The sequence below is a fragment of the Streptococcus sp. 2020WUSS089 genome (assembly GCF_044427405.1).
GTDB lineage: Bacteria > Bacillota > Bacilli > Lactobacillales > Streptococcaceae > Streptococcus > Streptococcus hashimotonensis.
Genome location: NZ_JAOTGD010000003.1, coordinates 102,277 through 122,608, shown reverse-complemented (window position 1 = coordinate 122,608; position 20,332 = coordinate 102,277). Strand labels below are relative to the sequence as shown.

Sequence of the window (20,332 nt, the reverse complement as noted above, 5' to 3'; positions counted from 1 at the left end):
CCCTCCTAGAATAAGGCTGATTCCTTATCAAAGCGACGAACAATCAGGTTGGTCACTACCACCAAGATACAGCCGACAACAGATTGATAGAGGCCTGCCGCGATAGCCATACCGATGTCCCCTGTTCCTGCAATGCCACGATAAACGTAGGTATCAAGGACTTGAGTCACATTGAAGAGAGGACCTGAATTTTTCGGAATTTGATAGAAAAGGCCAAAGTCTGCTCGGAAGATATTTCCGACAGCCAGAATCGTTAAAATAGTCATCAGAGGCATTAACTGAGGAAGGGTGACATAGCGGATGCGTTGCCACTTGGTCGCCCCATCCACAATCGCAGCTTCATAGTAGGTTGGGTCAATGCCCATAATAGTTGCATAATAAATAATACTGTTGTAGCCCAAACCTTTCCAAATTCCTAAGAAAAGCAAGATGAAGGGCCAATAGGTCGGTGTGCTGTACCAGTTGATAGGATCCATCCCCATTCCTTTGAGAATATTGTTTATCAATCCTTTATCTGGACTCAAAAATGCGTAAACGAAGAAACTGATAATGACCCAAGAAAGGAAATAAGGGAACAAGGTTGTGGTCTGGTAGATCTTTACCAGCTTCTTCGACCGCATCTCACTAAAGATAATGGCAATACCTACTGCAAAAATCAGTCCGAGTACGATAAAACCAAGATTATATAAGATGGTATTTCTTGTGATGATATAGGCATCGGATGACTGAAATAGAAATTTAAAATTATCCAATCCTATCCACTTACTTTGTATGAGGCTATCCCAAAAGCCGTTTCCTGTATGACGATAGTCCTTAAAAGCAATCACATTGCCAAATACTGGAATATAGAAAAATAGAATGAGCCAGATGACTCCTGGCAATACCATTAGGAAAAAAATGGCATTTTGTTTTAGATTTTTTATGAGGTCTTTCATCATAGCTCCTTTCTATTATGAACCTTTACATGATTAGTTTACTCCTGATTGGGCCAACTGTGAATTGCCACATTATAGGCAAAATTCTACAAATTATAGGTGTATATAATAACCGATATATCTTCTGTAAAAAACAAAGAAAATCTGGTTTGCCAATCAACATTTGCATAAAAAATCGAGCCCTTTCGAGCTCGAACACCACTAGGTTGTGTAGATGGTTGAAGCCGTCGCAATAATCTGCCATTGGTTGGCAGTTGTCGCACGAAAGCCCTTGTCCTGATGGAAGTCATCGTAAGGGAGAATAGGCACTTCTAGTTCATCTAGTTTAGGTACTTCCTTGTTCAGATAGGCTTGCAAGCGCTGGATTGCTCGGCAAATGCGGGCATCCAAGCCCCCTAGACGAATGTCCACCGTATCCAGACCAAACACCTTCTTCTCTACCATCCATTGGTAGCTGAGCGCTTGATAAAAGCTTTCTAGGTCTATTCTTAGTTGCTGCAAACCGTCAACTTGCTCTGCCAAGACCTGACGATTTCCTTCCTGATAGGCCTGACGAATATCTGCCGAAATTACCGCCTTGGTCGCCAAAACCTGACACAACTTAGCCTGAGTATCAAAGAGATAGGCATAGCCCTTGGCTCGGCTTCCAACCTCTGCCAATCTAGGCGCTAATTCCTGATAAAAGGCACTGTCTTTTTCGGCATCAATATGCTCTTGCAACAAGGGGCAGAGAATATCTTGATACAAGATATAGCGACTAGGGTTGAAACCGTGATGACCTGGACCTGGGTGGCTAGGTGTCTTATTTGGTAAATCCAGTTGCAGGAAGTCATCCAGGGAAACTTGGTGTAGTTGATAGAAATGCTCAGCCAGACAGTCCAAATTTCCTCGGTACTGGAGTTCTGCCCAAGTATGAAGACTCGGCAAGATCGAGAAGGTGGCGCATTCCCCACCATTATCTCCCCAAGCGGTCACCGTCACTTCTTGGACACCATATTCTTGGCAGGCAGCATGGGCTTCTGGCGCAATCCGCATACTGAAATCATTATCAGGAGTAAAACCAATCCACTTCCAGGCACCACTTGCAAAGGCAATCTGTTCTCCCAACTGCTGATGACTTGCTAGTTTTTGAGCATAACTCTCACGACTGGTCTGATAGTAATCCCAATAAATCAAGGTCACTCTGTCCTTGAGACGATCCAAATAAGCCTGAATTTCCGAGTCAATTTCCAACTGACCAGTATAATCCTTACTCGCTGTCAACAACTGGAAGAACATATCACTCCACATACTACAATGGAAGCCATACTTGTCAGCAATATCCAAAACCCGTTCCAAGTGTTGACACATAATGAGACTTCGTTTCTGATAGCCATGTTGATTGAGGTATTGCCCCAGCCCAACCAAGTGAGCCTCATCCATACCGATGTTAATGGTCCGTGTTTTCAGATGGGACAAGGCCTCAAACATCTTATCAATCAAGGCATAGGTCCTCTCATCTCCAATCAAGAGAATATTGTCCACATCTCGAATGGCCTGAATAGATGATATATTCCACTTGAGGTAGGCAATCAGATGGGCTAAGGTCTGGATGCAGGGGATAAATTCCATACCGTAACGGTGGCACTCCTCCTCAATAGCCTGCAATTCTTCTCTTGTATAGGCCCCTCGGAAATAGCCAAAATAGGGTTCCTCACGCAGTTGGTAGGTATCTTCCATATAAAGTTGGAAATGGCTGTAGCCCATCAAGGCCAGTTGTCTAATCAAAATCTTACTGGCTTCAACCGTCAGGACAGCATTTCGAGAACAATCTTCCATAAAACCGAGTTGACGGTAGGCAGGTCTTTCCTGGATCTGTATATCAGTCTCGCCCTGAGCCAGCTGACTGGCCAAAGCAAGCAAGCCTCGATAAATCATGTGTTCTTTGGGCGCACGGATACGGTAAGAACCCGCTGAACCTTCAATCCGCAAACTCTCCTTGCCATCGACTTCAAGTTCTAACTGGCAATCCAAACCCAGCCCAGAACAAATCTCTTCCAAGACCCTCTCCGACTGCTGTAACGAATGGTTTATCTGTAACATCATCATTTCTCCTTATTGTAGGGTCTTCATATAAGCACCCATGAGATTGGCATCCTGCTGATAGTGACAGGCACGAATAGCAGGTAGATAAGGAAATTCTTCTGGATATTCCCTTTGTATAGCCTCTAGTTGCTCCTGAATGGCTTGGATAAAGACTGGACTCTGGCTGATAGAGCCGCCGATTGCCAGCACTTCTGGTTCCAGGAAATAGGAGATATTCAAAATGCCATAGGCCAGATTGCGTGTCATTTCTTCAATGGCTAATTGACATACCTCATCTCCCTGTTCTGCTAGTTCAAAAATCCGCTTCCCGTTCCAATCTTCCACAGCCTCCTCATACTGACCAGCAACCTGTCTGACCAAACTACCAGTCGAAGCTAGTTGAGACCAGTTTTTGAGAGGTCCCTTTCCAATAGCAATCAGCATATAGCCAAATTCGCCACCGAAACCTTGTTTCCCACGGATGAGTTTTCTATCCACAATCAAGGCACCACCGATACCCGTCCCACAGACGACACAGGCAAAAGTCGATAACTGGTCATCAACAGCCAATTCACTCAGACCGACACAATTGGCATCATTTTCCAAATATACAGGACAGCCATACTGACTTAATAACTCATACCAAGATACACCATGGATATAAGGAACGGCACTCAGCCCCTGGATAACACCTGTTTCAAGGTCTACCGCTCCAGGTATACTGAGGGAAATGGCCTCCAAGCCGTCTACCGGCTGAATAACACTGTCCATAAGCGCCAACAATTCTGCTAAGCTGGCCGGTGTTGGCCATTCCTGTCGATGGTTGATCTGCTTATCTGAACCGATCAGGGCCGCCTTTATGCCCGTACCTCCAATATCAAAACAAGCTACTACCATATTCTTTCTCCTTTTCAAGATAGCCAATGACCTCTGTTCGGATTGCCTGAGGTTCAATCCTAACCGGCAAAACCTCTAGTGGTTCTTCTAGCAAATCAACCCCTTCAGTCCACTCGCTCCAGCCTGCTAACTGCTCCTGGCTCATATTATAATAACGGAGTAAGATGCGATCCGAAGTTTCTGCTACCTTCAAAGAAGTCACGCATAAGCGGTCCTCTTCCAGTGCTGGATGAGTCAAAAACTGATGATCACACGGCAGATGCCCACTATGGCTGGTCAGTTGTTTGGTTAGCAGGTTTCCTTGGAAGGCTTGCGCTCTTTGGAAGCTGGCAAAACCTTCCTCTACTGGGCAAATTTCAAGGGCATAATCCAACTGACATTCCCTCAAACACTGGGCTTCTGGTGTTGGGAAGTAGCCCCAATCTCCCAGCTCTCCAGTCGCACGAAGTAGTGTCAAAGCTATCTTGCCCCTGTCTAGGATTTCATACTCATGTAGGCCCTTACTCGAAACGGTCATGGCTTGTCGACCATCTGATAGACAAATAAAACTGCGGTGACGTTGAGGATTGGATGGATTTTCCCAGGCTGGATGTGGCTGATTTGGACGTTCAACGACTTCAAAGATGGAATCCGCCAAGTGGTTCTCAGCTTCTATCCCAATATCAAAGACTGCTCGTAAGCGATGGTCCTTGATTTGGTTGTGGAAATTGGTCTGGATGCGAATGTGTGGTTGATGGCGGTAGAGGGTCAGATAGGTGGTAAGGAGCAGGTCTTTCTTTTCCTGACTCCTTTGAGAGGTTCGATGTTTAAATTCTACCAGGCACTTCTGTTCATCTTCCAGACTTGTTTCCATAGCTATAGGCAGTCGCAAACGATGAATGACCTTGGCAATGCTGACTGTTTCTGTTTGGTAGACAAGACCGAAGTCCTCTATCTGACCATAGATCGGTTGATCATTTTTAGGCGCCATAAAGATGTATTCATTACCCAAATCTCCACAATCTTCAAACCCTAGCCAATCTTTATAGGCTTGACCAGTTCTCTTGTCTTCCAGTAAGAGCTGACCATCCACCACGTCGATACGGTAGTAATCATTCTCAAACTGTTCACTTAAACTGCTATTCACTCTAGCTTCTCCAATCGGCTTGACTTGATAGGTCTGCCATGAAAATGGTGCTTGATTTTCCACTACAAAGCGGACACGAATCTGGCGGGCAAAATTGGCAGAGCGAAAAGCATCTTTTGGTAAATCGTAGCGGAAGTTGACACCTAGATCTTCAATGGTTGCTTCCAGCTCTTGCCCTTGACTGGTAAAGAGGCCCAAGGCTGGCAGAGAAATAGCTGCCATGGATTGGAAGTGTTGTTCTAACTGCCCATCTCGGAAATCTTCCTGTTCAACAAGCAAATCAACCTCCACTAGCTGGGTTTGTCGGCAGGCTGTAGTATTGAAAACCGTAAATAGGAGGCCGTCTAGTTGGCTAGAATCCACCTGCTTTTCCCACCTGTCTAGGGAGCGCTGGCTCAGGAAATGAGCGACTTGCTTGACCTTCTTAAAGCGAGTTTCCATCTCACTATGCACCTGGTCTACGCTACAGCCACAGATGCTATCATGGGGGGCATTCTGCAACAAGAGTTTCCAGGCATAGCGCAACTCATCTCTGGGCACCTTATCTCCTGTCATCACCACCAAGGGTTCTACAACTTGTTCCAAGAGCTGACTGGCTTGGTCATTGGCCTGCTTGAGATAGATTCTCGAAGAGGCCGTATTTGCCAAGGTGTACCAGCCATCTGTTTCCTGGCTAGTCAATTCTCCCTTGACGCGGCTAAGGTCCTCGGGTAACTCTACCTTGACAGCAGCTATGTATTCTTCAATGCTTGAATGAACAAAGTCTATATCTGGGTACAGTTTTCGGGCCAGTCGTAAAGCTTGGCTGAGATTTTTCTGGACAGGCTGGTGATCACAGCCATTCATCAGCAGATAGTGGGAGGTTGAAGCGTATTTGCGGACATCTGCCAATTTTTTCTCCCAGAAAACACGCGCTTCCTCCTCATCAACTGGGATTTCATTGCCATTGCTGTACCAGTTAGCAAATAAAATTCCCAGAACCTGACTGCCATCTGCCCCCTCCCAAATCATCTCCGAGAAAGTGGACTGGAATTGGTCATCTCCCAGAACCTGATTATCAAAGCCAACTGGTTTGACCCCACGACCAAACAAGGCCACATCTATACCAGCCTGACGCAGTAGCTGAGGAGCCTGCCCCATATTTCCAAAAGTATCTGGATAGTAACCAATCTTTGGAGCCCGTCCCCACTTCTTACTTTCCAAGTGGCCCAGAAGGGTATTGCGCATATTGGCCTCGCTGGTGATGAGGTAATCATCCTGCAAGATGTAAAAAGGTCCAATAATCAGCCGACCGTCTTGAATGTATTTCTTCAATAACTCTCGATTCTGCGGACGAATTTCCAGATAGTCATCTAGGACAATGGTCTGACCATCCAAATGAAAACTCCGAAACTCAGGATCTGTTTCAAATAAGTCAAATAGGTCATCAAATAGCTCTACTAAGCGCATCCGATGTTCTTCCAAAGGAAGATACCACTCCCTATCCCAGTGGCTATGTGAAATAATATGAACCGTTTCTTTTCCCATTTTATTCCTCCGGTCGTATATCATAATAATCTAAAACCAATTCGCAAAACATCATATTTGCCCAGGAGAACCACTCTCTAGAGTAAAGCGTCGGATCATCCACATGGAAACTCTCATGCATCAGCCCAGTACCGCCATCACAGGCCACCATGGTATCCAATAAGCGCGCTTTTTCTTCCTTGTCATCCGTCGTCAATCCTTGAATAGCCAAGGCAATCGGCCAAATATAGCGATAGAAGGTATGACTGGAACCAAGACCCGCAGCATAGTCTCCCTCATAGTAATAGGGATTTTCTTGACTTAAAATGGTCCGACGGGTTGCCAAATAGATAGGATCATCTTTGGAACAATATCCTAGATAGGGAGCCGCCAACAAGCTGGGGACATTGGGATCATCCATGATCGACTGATTGCCCAATCCGTCCACTTCATAGGCAAAAATAGTTTCTCCCGCCTGATTCTTGGTCAGCCCGAAGGTCCGAATCCCCTGGTCAATTTCCTGCGCCAACTGTCTGGCACCTTCAGCCAAATCTGAGAATTCCTCACTGGCAAACAGCTCTGCTATTTCTCCTAAATAGCCCAAGACGACGACCGCAAACATATTTGAGGGGATGAGATAAGGGTAGATACAGGCATCATCACTTGGACGAAAACCAGACCAGGTCATCCCTGTATAGGCGCAGGGAGCCCCTTTTCCTTGGTGCGTGAGGGTATCCTCTAGCCGGTCAGTATCCCGTTCAAAGCTATAAGGGGAGTTTTCATGGTGCTGCTCCAATTTCCAGACTTGAACAATTTTTTCAGCTGCTCCAAAGAAGGTCTGGTTAAAATGGCTAGTTTCTCCTGTCGCTTTCCAAAGTAGATAGGCTAGTTGAAGGGGGTAGCAGAGGGAATCCACTTCATATTTCCGCTCCCAAATCCATGGTCCCATCTGAGTTTGGTCAGTCTGGTGCCCATGCCCATTGGCTGCCTGATTAAAGGCATTGGCATAAGGATCCATCAAAATAAAGGCCATTTGTCGCTCTACCAGACCTACAATCATCTGGCGCAAGGTCGCATCTTTTCCTGCTAGGGCTAGATAGGGTTTGACCTGGGCTGTCGAGTCCCTCAACCACATGGCTGGAATGTCCCCTGTTAAGACAAATGTAGTCCCATCTTCCAACTGACTAATGGTCCTATCAAGCGTATCCGTATAACACCTTTCAAATACACTCCCCCAACTTGGGTGGTCTGCTGTTTTCTTCTGAATGTCCGTTAGCCAGTGCTCTATGATTTCTTTTGTGTAAAACATGATTTCTCCTTTTCATCCGTTGCTCAGACTTCTTCCAACCTCTATCTGGCAAGTCCATATCATTTTCATTAGACACAAGGTTCCTAGTATCAGTCTATACAATTCCAAATGCAAATCCTATACACAAATTAAACGCATTTTTACACAAATATTGCCAGTTTTAGAAAACGCTTTCTTTTCACTCGCTTTCTCTATATAATAAAGTGACACCACTTATTATCAATATCGTCTTTTAGTTTACTTTTAGTACTCACTCCAAAGGTTCGGGGAACCTTTGAAGGCTGGAGATAGTGGGAGTGGGAAAGAACTCGACTGGTCTAAAAAGAGTTCGTCTTCCCACCCCCGCACAGTTGATTAGGTCGTATTTGGAGTGTGAAACACGAACAAATCTGCCAATCAACCACTGCGCTGAGATGTTGACACGAACTCTAAGAAGTGGCACTGGGCTTTTTGCCCAGCCGCTTCAAAAGCCGTAGACATAACTCAATGCCTTCTTGTTTCTAGGTGACCAGCTGATGTACTTCGCTTTTTTGTTTTCAGGATCAGGTACGAATAGTTCACCGAACTATTCGTATCCCCCAGACTGTTTCAATCAGGCAAGGCGAGTTCCAACACTCCAGTGGAGTGTTTGAAGTTGGAAATAAGGAAACGGAGTTTCCTCTTATGTCGAAGTAATAAAAGTCAACTAAATGACGATAAAATAAAAAAGAAAAGGATAACCTATGCATACCTCCATCGTTTCAACCATTGACACCCGCTATGGTACTTATAACTCACATGCCTTTTCAAATGGAAACACCCTACCATTGACAGGTGTCCCTTTCGGCATGAATTATTTTGCTCCCCAGACCAGCGACCAGACTGGAAACTGGTGGTTCAATCCCTATGAACCTGTCTATCAAGGCATTCGCTTGACCCATCAACCCAGTCCTTGGTTGGGAGATTTTGCCTCCCTCCTATTGACGCCTGTCACAGGCGAATTAAGCCGAGATAGCATCTTTCACCGTCAATCTAGCTACCAACTGGATCAGGCTATTTTCCGACCTGACCTCCTTCAATTACAATCCAACCGCTATCGCTTGATAAGCCGTTTAGCTCCCAGCCGATACGGAGCCAGTTTTGAGATAGCGTCTTTTGCTAACCAGCCTGTCGGAATAGTCTTCTATTCATCTGGAAAATCCATTTATCGACTGCTCAATCCTCATCAATTGCTCATTCAGATTTTTCAGGTCAGCGCCTGCCAATCCCCTGATTTCTGCATGTATGCTCTCCTAGAATTTGAAGAGGAAATAACAGAATGTTACCATCTGGTCAAGGATCGCAAGATTGCTAAAAGGGAAGTGGTGGGAGAAGATTTGCACCTTCGCATCAACTTCTCAAACACTTCTATCAAGGGGCGTTTGGCTACCTCCTTTATCAGCCCTGAGCAGGCCGCCTTTCTATTGAAAGATGTTCCTGACTTCCCCCAAGCCCAAAAACAGGCGGAAAGCACCTGGAACCAACTACTGGGCCGTGTTCAGATTCGTGACAAAAAAACAGAAGACATCAATTTCTTCTACCACTGCCTCTATCGTTGCCTACTTTACCCACAGACTTTCTACGAACCTAGTCCTGATGGACAAGCCATTCATTTTGACCCTATCAGCAATCAGGCCAAACTAGGCAAATTTTTCACCAACAACGGCTACTGGGACACCTTCCGTTCCTCCTATCCCCTGCTTTCACTTATCTACCCAGACTATTTGGAAGAGTTTCTCCACGGCATTCTCCAACACTATCGAGATACTGGATTTTTACCCAAATGGCTATCGCCAGACGAGCGCGGTATCATGCCAGGAACTCTTGTAGATGGAGTCATTGCTGATGCGGCCTGCAAGGGACTTGTTCCTCATTTGATGGAAGAGTTTCTCCAAGCCATGATTGAAACCAGTCAAAAGACCGATGCAGATCAACGTTACGGTCGACACGGTAGTCAGATTTACCGCCAGTTAAACTATCTCCCTCTTGATTTCAACGAATCTGTGAGCCATTCTCTTGATTATGCCTACAGTGATTGGGCTATCAGCCAAGTAGCAGAAAAACTGGGGCAGGACCAACTGGCTAAGCAGTACGCTCAAATGAGCCTGGGCTACCGACAGTTATTCGATAGCCAAACAGGTCTCATGCGTGCCAAGGATAGACAGAAACAATTCCGATCAGACTTTTCTCCTCTAAGCTGGGGAAGAGACTATGCCGAATGTTCTGCCCTACAAGCAACCCTGTCCGTCTTTCATGACATCGATGGACTGATCGAATTGATGGGCGGAAAAGAAGCCTTTACCACCTACCTCATCCAACTGTGCAATCAGGAAGCTTATTTCTCACCTGAACAGTACGGCTACGAAATCCACGAAATGTCGGAAATGGCACAAGCCAATCTCGGTCAGCTGGCTATTTCAAATCAACCGAGCTTCCATATCCCTTATCTTTTCCAATGGTCCACCAAACCAGAATACACTAGTCTGCTCATTCACAAAATCAGACAAACAGCTTTCAAGACAGGTTTTCAAGCCTATCCAGGTGACGAGGATAATGGCAGCCTTTCAGCCTGGTACATTTTCTCCTGTCTAGGCTTCTACCCTGTCTGTCCTGGAAAAGCTGACTACCAAATCGGGCTTCCGCATTTTAAGGAAGTAGACTTGCTACTTGCAGATCAACACAAGCTGACCATTTCTACTCCAAAGAGCGATGCAAATTTCCAGTTTGTCAAGCAAGTTTCATTAGACAAACAAGTCATCCAAACCATCAAGCATGATCAGTTAGTGACAGCTAAGTGTCTGGAATTTGACCTATCTATACTTCCAAGCATAGAGGCATACTCTTAGAATAATAAATAGTCAGGGTTTGCTCCCTGACTATTCATTTTATTCACCTTGCTTTCTGAGCTTAGCTAACTGAGATAGGCCAGCCAGAGCCATACCAACTAACCCAAGAAGGACATACTTCTCCTGATAGGTATCACCAGTTTGTGGAAGACCGCTCTTCTGCAGAGAAGCATCTCTGATCTGCTTTTCAACCTGCGGGCTATTTTCTACCATTAAAGTCTTCTCCTGCTGGATAGGCAAACCGCTGCCGACCTCCACTATTTTCGGCTGACTCTCATTAGCAACTGTTCGTGAATACAGCTCGCGACGGCCATCACTATAGACTAGGTGAGCTACCATCATTTGACCATCCGCCCCCTCCTGAACAATTCGCTCTTTGCCCAGTGGCAAATCAGTGCTGATCCGTTTGATGACTTGTCTCGGCACCAGCTCATAGGTCAAATCCATCCTCGGTTTTTCAGGAGCCAGTAAATTCTTAGGTTCCATCGAATCTCTTGTACCGACATGCGTTACCAGACTAGACTGTTCAAACAAATCAGTCCATTCATTGAGCAGCTCCTTCATCTCATCTGGACGAATACTATCCGAACCCAAAATTTTCTCAGTTTTTTCAAGTAAAGAACTCAGCTCAGAAGAATTTATAGGCGTATCTATTCCTTTCACCTCTTGGATTAGCTGATTGAGACGTCCAAGATCTGCTTGGTAAAGTTTCTCCCCATCCAGCTCTCCTAACTGTTTCTCTAAAAGAGTTTGAACGGCTTCAACCTGCTCGACTGTCCGATTGGTATCTGCTACCACAGACTTAGCTTCTTCCAAGGCAGTTTGCAAGGCAAGTTGTGTCTGCTCACTAGAATAGAGATAGGCTGTTTGGGTTTGTAGAGCCTCAATTTCTGCTATTTTCTGCTTTAGATACTCATCATTGACGATTGGCTTCGGTGAAACAAGGACATCAAATGAAGTCTCCAAACCAGCATACCGTAAACCTAGGCTCTGACGCCCCTCTTTACGGGAATCGAAACCAACAATTTCTACTCCAGCTTCTGTCAAAGAGAAGGACTGAGTTGACTCATCGTCATAGATAATAGCAAATCGACCATTTGTAACATCCAAATCATCTCCTACAACATACTGCACTTTTGGTAACTGTTGGATTTCTAGACCGACTGCTTTTTTCTCACCTTGGGCTATATCTTCAACAACATATACCGTCAGTGGCTGAGCAAGTGTTTCGCCTAAATAGGAAACGGTCAATATTTGTTCACCTAATTTTTGCGGATCATATCCCCTTACTGTAACTGCCGGATTGGTGGTATTCACTCGTTCAGCAGGCCAATCTCCTTCAAAAGCTACACGGAATTGTGCTCCTGCAAGCGATAAAGGACTACCTTGTCGGTAAACTTTTTTCTCTAGGGGAGCTATCCATTCCATCGCTTTCACGACTTTTTCACCTTGCGGTACGCGAATGGCCAATAGATTGCTCCAATCCTTTCCTTCCTCCAGAGTACGGTAGTAAATGAACTCAGGCAGGGACTCAAAGCGAATCGGGTCGAATATAAGATTTCCTGACTCTGTCGATTCCAATTCTGCCAGTGGTTTTACGGCATCTGGGCTAGAATAAAGCGCTATTTTCCGATTGGCAGGGACATCCTTGAAACCTACTTGAATCTGATGATTACCGAGATGGCGAGCAACAGCATGGGTCATCGGAATGTTTGGTGTCTCCATGTCCAATTCTTCATACATACGCCAATTATAAATACGAATGGCCTTCCAAGGAGTGCCATTATCAGAAGTCAAGACATCCAAACGCCATTCCTGCGCTCGAATTGGCTTGTCCAATACGATGTCTGTCACATGATCACGATTGCCACGAACTTCTTTGGCTAACACCCAATCACCATTCTCATTTTTATAATAGAGATCGAAATCCTTGGTGTTCATTAAGCCATCATTGACCGATTCACCACCTGCACCAGCATGATCCATAGCCCATCGCACGACTGTCCGAGGTTGGGTCAAACGAATATCTACATGGCCACTCAACTGATGGGAAGACCATTTATCTGACAGACTGGTGATGGTCCCATTCAACATGCCCTCAATGCCTTCTCCACCTTCTTTTTTTGCAAAACTTGAACCGATGACTTCTGCTCCGAGAACAATGTTTTCTGCCAATGGTTTAGGAAGGCTAGTATCTTTCACCGTCATTTCCCAATCAAAGATAAACTCCCCTGCTTCCGAACGCAAACCGTTTTTCCCAACGGCATGAACTTTCAAAGCTTGGGTTCGACCTTCTGCCTGAGCAGAACGAACTAGCTGAGGGAGGTAAATCCTTGTATTAGAAGAACCTGTCAGCAATTTCCACTGTCCGTCAACCTGCGCATAGACTTCATAATAGTCTGCATCATCTGTCCCTGTAAAGCTAATCACAGCTTCAGCATCTTGGGCATTCTTCAATCGCTTAGCAAGGACTTGGCCATCTTTCGGTGCAGTAGGTGAAGTTTCTTGGTCATAAATAGCCAACTGCCCTAAACGAAAATCAAAATCCGACAGCGCTGCTTCATTTTCAACAACCACTTGGATACCGTACACTGTCTTTCCTGCCAGACTAGATAAATCAAAGGTCTGATCTTGCCAATCTCCTGATAGTTTAAGCAAGCGCCACGCTTCTTTATTCGCAAATTGATAATCTGGTTCAAGCGCTAGAGCTAGGGAGATATTTGCACCTTGCCCTCCTTTGTGCGCAACCCTTAAACGACTTGTTTCTGATAGAGGAATCTTGGTGGAATACAACTTAACTTCCTGCTTGCCATTTTTTTCCAAATCGCCTGTAAAACGAAGAGAGTTGCCCCCATTATAGGCATCATCAAAATCATAAGCCGCAGCAAGCTTTTCACCACTTGCTTCAATCCACCACCGCCAGGTTGGTAAAATACCAGACACAGAGCGATAATTCCATTCCCCATCTTTGGCAACCTTGCCATCTACAAACCATTTTTTCCCATGCCCTGTATTAAAGGAACTATTGAAATTACTGCTTGTAATAGCCGTCTTATCCGCAATGAGATTGGCCAAGCCATACCAATTTTTATCCGAAGGTTTCTGTTTGGTTGGATCACCTTGATAGCCTGTAAAGAAGATATTCTCATTCTCATGATAATCCTCACCCGTCGCACCCAAACTTGTAATAGTATCTGGCGCAAACAGACCGAGTGATAATTTCAATTTCCCATTTTCATCAAACAGAGCATCCCAGTTAATTTGCGTTTTGTAAGAGCCTCCCCGTTGCAATTCAAATCCAGCAAAAATATCAAATGGATCTCGACCGATTCGTTTCGCCACTTCAATTGAATAGTTATTTTTCGCCCGTGTCCAGTTAAAATTCGCAAAGAAACGATCCGCAGGGACCTTGTCTCCTTCCTTTTCCATAAACGGATAGTTGTACTCACCCAAACCATCTTCGTGATAGCGACCATATTCGTAGGTCATGGCATCATACCAAGAATACGTAATCGGATAACCAATCGATTCTGCATATTCCTTGGTATAGAGCATGAAGTTTCTCATTGTTTCCCCTAGTGGTTGAACCATGCTTCCTGTAGTCTCTTGATTAATGAAATAACCATCGAAACCATAGTATTTTGCCATATCTACCAACTTACGAGCCACAGGAAAACTTCCATCAGGATCCTGTCTCATAGAAGCCACAAACTTCTCTTGGTCTTCAATACTACTGGACCAATTGTAGAAAATCGTTCCCAAAACAGGCACACCATTGCGGTGTCCAGCATCAATAACGTCTGGGCTAGGAATCAAGCCTTCCCAAAATACCATTGAATCAATATACTGCCAGTAATCAAAGGCATAGGCTTTGAACTCTTCTCCCCCTACAGAGGCATGGTCTTTCGCCTTAGAGTTGGTATTTGAAAGAGCTTCTACCTTTGCATTCTCATTGGCTCTCTCATTGACGACATGCCCTCTAAAGCGCCCAACCAACTCTACAGAAGCACGGTTCAAATCGTCATCTGGACGAGCACCCGGCTCCCAAGCAAGCACCTGATCCCAGTTATCAAACTTAATCTCTTTCGGACGAATTCCTTGATCCTCTACCTGAGGAAAATCAGAAAGCAACAGACCAGAATCCGAAGAATCTACCTCTTTATCTTCCGCTTCCTCTGTGTCCTCTAGTTTATTTTCTGGATTATCAGACGGAGTTGAAGGCAGTTTTTCTTCTCTATTCAACTCTTCGGTCACCGCTTTTTCATCTGCTGAAATTGGTGATATTCCTTCCTCAGCTTCGGTCTTTTCCACATGTTCGTTCCCTACCGAAGAGAGCTCAACAGCTGGCTCTGACAAGCTGTCTAAATTTTCTAGCTGGTCCGCAGAAACCTGTGCCCCAAATAAGGTCGCACCAATCAAAACAGAACAGGCACCTATTGTAAATTTTCGAATACCGAATCGCTCACGTTTGTCGAAATCACATTTTGTCATATTTTCCTCCTACACAATTGTAGTGCAACAGCTGTTCTCACTTTCCTCCTTTCCAGATCATAGTTGGCACATGCTACCTTTGATAGAACAGCTATCACACGAAGTTTATCAGGTTTTATTAATTCCATTGTACAGAGGAAAAATATGACCTTCAAGCCCTCATGGTCCCCTTCTTTAAATCAGATAAAAAGAACTTTAGTTTAGAGAAAACAAAAAAGAGGAAGTTTCCCTCCTCATTGTCTTAGTTAATTATTTTCTACAAACTCAATACACCAGCCCACCAGTTCATCCAGGCGTTCCATCTGCTCGGTCATGTGCAAATAGCCCAAAACCGCCTCAAAACCTGTGGACATTCGATAGGTGACCACATCCGCATTCTTAGCCTTGGTGTGGCTATTGGCATTACGCCCCCGCTTGTAGATTTCTTCCTCTTTTTCGGTCAACAGCTGAGCTTCTAAGAGGGCAGAAATCAGGCTTGCCTGAGCCTTAGCCGAGACGTATTTGTTAGCCTCACCGTGCAATTTATTAGGCTTGGTCAGCCCCTTGAAAATCAAGTGCCGTCTGATATACATGGAATAGACAGCATCCCCTTCAAAAGCCAGGGCAATACCGTTGATGAGATTGACATCTACTGCCTTAGTCACGTGTCCACCTCACACCATCCTTGGTATCCAAGAGCTTGATGCCCTGGGCTGCCAATTCATCACGAATGCGGTCAGCCGTCGCAAAATCCCGATTGGCACGCGCTGCTTGACGTTCTTCTATTAATGCTTCAATCTCGCTGTCCAAGACTTCTTCTTCAAAGACAATACCGAACACTTGCAGCATGTTTCCAAAGGCTACTTTTACAGTTTCATCGTAGTTGCCAGAGTTGATCCATTTGGCAAAGTCAAAGATAGCCGTAATCCCATTTGCCGCATTGAAATCATCATCCATTGCCGCTTCAAAGGCTGCCAAATGCAATTCAAGACCTGACTTATCCACAGAGTTTTGCACAGGTTGTGTATAAGTATTTTTTAGATATTTGAGATTGATTTCCGCATCTGAAATAGCCTTCTCAGTGTAGTTGAGTGGACGGCGGTAGTGCTGGGTCGATAGGAAGAATCGCAAGACCTGACCATCAATTTGTTCCAACATATCATGGGCTGTCAGGAAATTGCCCAAGGACTTGGACATCTTCTCATCATTGATATTGAGCATGGCATTGTGCATCCAGTAGTTGGCAAAGGTTTGCCCTGTTTTGCACTCAGACTGGGCAATCTCATTGGTATGGTGAGGAAACTCCAAGTCTGCACCGCCACCATGAATGTCAATAGTATCTCCCAAAAGCTCTGTCGCCATAACCGAACACTCGATATGCCAACCTGGACGACCTGCTCCCCAAGGACTTTCCCAAGAAACTTCGCCTGGCTTGGCAGATTTCCAGAGGGCAAAGTCGAAAGGATGCTCCTTCAATTGACCTTCTCCCTCAACACGACCAGAAGCCCCAGCTTCTAAGTCAGACAAGGTTTTGTTGGCCAAACGAGCATAGTTTTCAGCCTTTTCCACACGGAAATAAACATCGCCAGCCGCTTCATAAGCGTACCCCTTGTCAATCAAAACCTGCACAAAATCAATGATTTCATCCATATAGTCGATAACCCGAGGGTTTTTGGTAGCTGGTTTGACACCTAACTTTGCCACATCTTCCTTGAAAGCTGCGATAAACTTATCAGACAGTTCCTTGGTTGTCATGCCTGCTTCATTAGCAGCTTTGATAATCTTGTCATCCACATCCGTAAAGTTAGAAATGTAAGCTACATCAAAGCCACGGTATTCAAAATAGCGGCGGATGGTATCAAAAGCCACGACACTACGGGCATTTCCGATATGGATATAGTTGTAAACCGTCGGACCGCAAACATACATCTTGACCTTCCCCTCTTCCAAGGGCACAAAGTCACGCAAACTGCGGGTCATGGTATCGTAAATTTTAATCATAGTTTCTCCATTACTTCTGAGTATTCTTTAGGACTTGATACTTTTGATACAATTTTACTAGCCAATAAGCTGTCACTGCCAGCCAAATCATCCCTAACTGCCAGTTTCCTTGGGAAAACTTAAGGATAGATAGAATTGTTCCAGCGATGGAGGTCAACACATAAGGCCAGTTTTGTCTTACTAATTTTTTTAACATGATGTACTTTCTAATTTTCTTGCAATCGCCATAGCCACTTCAAAGAAGGTCATACTGTCAGCCATCCGCTTTCCTACAAATGTGACGAACGGTGGCTGGCTTCTCGTAATTCCGCAAGCTTAGTCGTGTAGTGTTCACGGCCATCTTCCATGTCATGAATGACCTTCTCATCTTTTTGACCGTGTACACGGACAATTTTAGCTGGCATACCGACCACTGTCACATCTGCTGGAACATCGGCTAGGACAACGGCAGCTGCACCCACTTTAGCATTTTCTCCGATTTCAACTGGTCCAATAACCTGTGCGTGTGCAGAAACAAGGGCACCCTTTCGGATAGTTGGATGGCGTTTACCCGTATCCTTTCCTGTTCCACCAAGCGTTACGCCGTGGTAGAGCATGACACCAGACTCAATAATAGCTGTCTCACCGATAACCAAACCAGCTCCATGGTCAATGAAGACTCCCGAAGCAATCTCGGCACCTGGATGAATCTCAATATTGGTCCAAAAGCGCCAAAATTGGCTGTGCATCCGAGCCAAGAGTTTAAAGCCTTTTTTCCACATCCAATGGGACAGACGGTGGGCAGCCAAGGCCTTGACACCTGGGTAGGTCAAAAGAACTTCCAAGGTCGTCCGTGCTGCCGGATCTTTTTCTTTTACAATCTCAATGGTGTCCTTCCACCAACCCATAGTCACTCCTTCTAGCGAGAAGACAAGCCCGCTACCGAACTTGTCTACTCAGCTTATTTCTTTTCAACCTTGTGGAATTTGAATTCACCAAAGTTGTTATCTTTTTTCTCTTTGTTGTCTTTATGACGGCGTGGTCTGTCAGAACGCTCGCGTTTTTCTGGCTCCACATAACCTTCTGGTTTTGGAAGAAGAGCCTTCATAGAAGCGTCAATACGTCCTTTATCATCAATCTTGATGACTTTAACATCGACAATATCGCCGATTTCAACTAGGTCTTCTGGTTTATTGACACGAGTCCAAGCCATTTCAGAAACGTGGACCAGGGCATCTGTCTTATCAAATAGGTTGACAAAGGCACCGAATTTCTCCAAACGAACAACTTTTGCCTGGAAGACTTCGTCCACTTTTGCCTCACGAACAAGACCTGCGATGATTTCCTTGGTCCGCTCAATCGCATCGCGATCTGGTGAGAAGATCGCGACAAGACCGTCTTCGTCAATATCGATTTTCACGCCAGTTTCTGCAATAATCTTATCGATGGTTTCGCCACCCTTACCGATGACAATCTTGATCTTGTCCACATCAATCTTGATAGTGTCAATCTTCGGTGCGGTTGGTGCCAAGTCAGGACGAACTTCTGGGATCGTCGCTTCGATGACATCAAGGATTTCAAAACGTGCCTTCTTAGCCTGTGCCAAGGCTTCTTCCAAAATTTGCGGTGTAATACCGTCAATCTTGATGTCCATTTGAAGAGCTGTGATACCGTCACGGGTACCAGCAACCTTAAAGTCCATGTCGCCGAAGTGGTCCTCAAGACCTTGAATATCAGTCAAGACAGTGTAGTTGGTGCCGTCTGAGATCAGACCCATGGCAATCCCTGCAACTGGTGCCTTGATTGGCACACCACCTGCCATGAGGGCAAGGGTACCAGCTGTGATAGAAGCCTGCGATGAAGAACCGTTTGACTCCAAAACTTCTGCTACCAAGCGGATAGCGTAAGGGAAGTCTTCCAAGCTCGGTAAGACTTGCTCAAGGGCACGCTCACCAAGGGCACCGTGACCAATCTCACGACGACCTGGTGCACCATAACGACCAGTTGAACCAACTGAATATTGTGGGAAATTGTAGTGGTGCAAGAAACGTTTCTTGTATTCATCATCCAAACCATCGATGATTTGAGTTTCACCCATTGGGGCCAAGGTCAAGACTGAAAGTGCCTGAGTTTGACCACGGGTAAAGAGACCTGAGCCATGAACGTTTGGCAAGAAGTCCACTTCTGCGTCCAGCGGACGGATCTCATCGACACGACGGCCGTCTGGGCGGACCTTGTCTTCTGTAATCAAACGACGAACTTCTGCGTGCTCCATGAGTTCCAAGATTTCATGGACATCACGCATGATGCGGTCGAATTCTTCGTGTTCAGCGTATTTTTCTTCGTAGGCCGCGATGACGGTCTCACGAACGGCATTGGTCGCATCTTCACGGGCCAATTTTTCTTCAACCTGCACCGCTTTTTTCAAATCGTCATTATAAGCTGCGACAATCTCAGCCTGCAATTCTGGGTCCACTTGAAGAAGTTCCACATCTGCCTTTTCCTTGCCGACTGCTGCTACGATTTGATTTTGGAAATCAAGGAGTTCTTGAATAGCCTCATGACCTTTCAAAAGAGCTTCCAACATGATGTCTTCTGACAACTCTTTAGCGCCAGACTCTACCATGTTGATGGCATCCTTGTTACCAGCTACTGTCAAGTCAAGGAGAGACTCTTCCATTTGAGCCTTGTCAGGGTTGATGATGAGTTCACCATTGACATAACCAACCTGCACTCCTGCGATTGGGCCGTTGAATGGGATGTCTGAGATTGCCAATGCCAATGATGAACCAAACATGGCTGCCATTGGAGCAGAAGCATCTGGATCATAAGAAAGCACTGTGTTGATGACTTGTACTTCGTTACGGAAGCCTTCTGCAAACATTGGACGAATCGGACGGTCAATCAAACGAGCTGTCAAGGTCGCATCAGTTGACGGACGGCCTTCACGCTTCATCCAGCCACCTGGGAATTTCCCTGCAGCGTACATTTTCTCTTCATAGTTGACTTGGAGCGGGAAGAAATCGCCCGTTGCCATTTTCTTGGACATAACTGCCGCTGTAAGGACTGTGGAGTCGCCATAGCGAACGACAACCGCACCATTGGCTTGTTTGGCAACCTGGCCTGTTTCAACAACCAATTTCTTGCCAGCAAAAACCGTTTCAAATACTTGTTTTGACAT

The 20,332-nt window shown here is 45.4% G+C and carries 11 protein-coding genes; 1 reads left to right on the top strand and 10 read right to left on the bottom strand.

Annotated elements, in window-relative coordinates; genetic code table 11:
* Positions 1 to 5: 5 nt before the first annotated feature.
* The 5 genes from ODU46_RS04205 to ODU46_RS04185 all read right to left on the bottom strand — a co-directional run bounded on the left by ODU46_RS04205 (position 6) and on the right by ODU46_RS04185 (position 7,837).
* A complete protein-coding gene (locus ODU46_RS04205; RefSeq protein ID WP_012775341.1) occupies positions 6 to 935 on the bottom strand; it encodes a sugar ABC transporter permease in 930 nt (309 codons plus the stop codon).
* A 201-nt stretch (positions 936 to 1,136) separates the two neighbouring features.
* Positions 1,137 to 3,017, bottom strand: coding sequence for a beta-N-acetylhexosaminidase (locus ODU46_RS04200; RefSeq protein WP_398579327.1), 1,881 nt, complete (start codon positions 3,015 to 3,017; stop codon positions 1,137 to 1,139).
* 12 nt (positions 3,018 to 3,029) lie between these two features.
* Positions 3,030 to 3,896, bottom strand: coding sequence for an ROK family protein (locus ODU46_RS04195; protein WP_398579290.1), 867 nt, complete (start codon positions 3,894 to 3,896; stop codon positions 3,030 to 3,032).
* Positions 3,877 to 6,549, bottom strand: a complete 2,673-nt coding sequence (locus ODU46_RS04190; protein WP_398579289.1) for an alpha-mannosidase — start codon at positions 6,547 to 6,549, stop codon at positions 3,877 to 3,879. The genes ODU46_RS04195 and ODU46_RS04190 overlap by 20 nt, the downstream gene beginning before the upstream one ends.
* Position 6,550: 1 nt before the next feature.
* Positions 6,551 to 7,837 carry a glycoside hydrolase family 125 protein gene (locus tag ODU46_RS04185; protein WP_398579288.1) on the bottom strand — a complete coding sequence of 429 codons (1,287 nt, stop codon included), beginning with the start codon at positions 7,835 to 7,837 and terminating at the stop codon, positions 6,551 to 6,553.
* Between the two features lie 722 nt (positions 7,838 to 8,559).
* On the opposite strand from ODU46_RS04185, the gene ODU46_RS04180 reads away from it, so the two are divergent.
* Positions 8,560 to 10,701, top strand: a complete 2,142-nt coding sequence (locus ODU46_RS04180) for a GH92 family glycosyl hydrolase (RefSeq protein ID WP_398579287.1) — start codon at positions 8,560 to 8,562, stop codon at positions 10,699 to 10,701.
* Positions 10,702 to 10,740: 39 nt separating this feature from the next.
* Here the strand turns inward: ODU46_RS04180 and ODU46_RS04175 are convergent, their stop codons facing one another.
* The 5 genes from ODU46_RS04175 to pnp form a co-directional block, all read right to left on the bottom strand.
* On the bottom strand, positions 10,741 to 15,192 hold the full coding sequence (locus tag ODU46_RS04175) for a bacterial Ig-like domain-containing protein (RefSeq protein WP_398579286.1): 4,452 nt from the start codon (positions 15,190 to 15,192) through the stop codon (positions 10,741 to 10,743).
* Positions 15,193 to 15,437: 245 nt separating this feature from the next.
* Positions 15,438 to 15,836 (bottom strand): Mini-ribonuclease 3, encoded by a 399-nt coding sequence (locus ODU46_RS04170; RefSeq protein WP_024407940.1) that lies wholly within the window; start codon positions 15,834 to 15,836, stop codon positions 15,438 to 15,440.
* Positions 15,829 to 17,172, bottom strand: coding sequence for a cysteine--tRNA ligase (cysS, locus tag ODU46_RS04165; RefSeq protein WP_105136461.1), 1,344 nt, complete (start codon positions 17,170 to 17,172; stop codon positions 15,829 to 15,831). The genes ODU46_RS04170 and cysS overlap by 8 nt, the downstream gene beginning before the upstream one ends.
* Before the next feature lie 269 nt (positions 17,173 to 17,441).
* Positions 17,442 to 18,059 carry a serine O-acetyltransferase gene (gene cysE / locus ODU46_RS04160; RefSeq protein WP_205026922.1) on the bottom strand — a complete coding sequence of 206 codons (618 nt, stop codon included), beginning with the start codon at positions 18,057 to 18,059 and terminating at the stop codon, positions 17,442 to 17,444.
* Positions 18,060 to 18,112: 53 nt separating this feature from the next.
* Entirely contained in the window at positions 18,113 to 20,332 is a 2,220-nt protein-coding gene (gene pnp, locus ODU46_RS04155; RefSeq protein ID WP_105118974.1) for a polyribonucleotide nucleotidyltransferase, read from the bottom strand.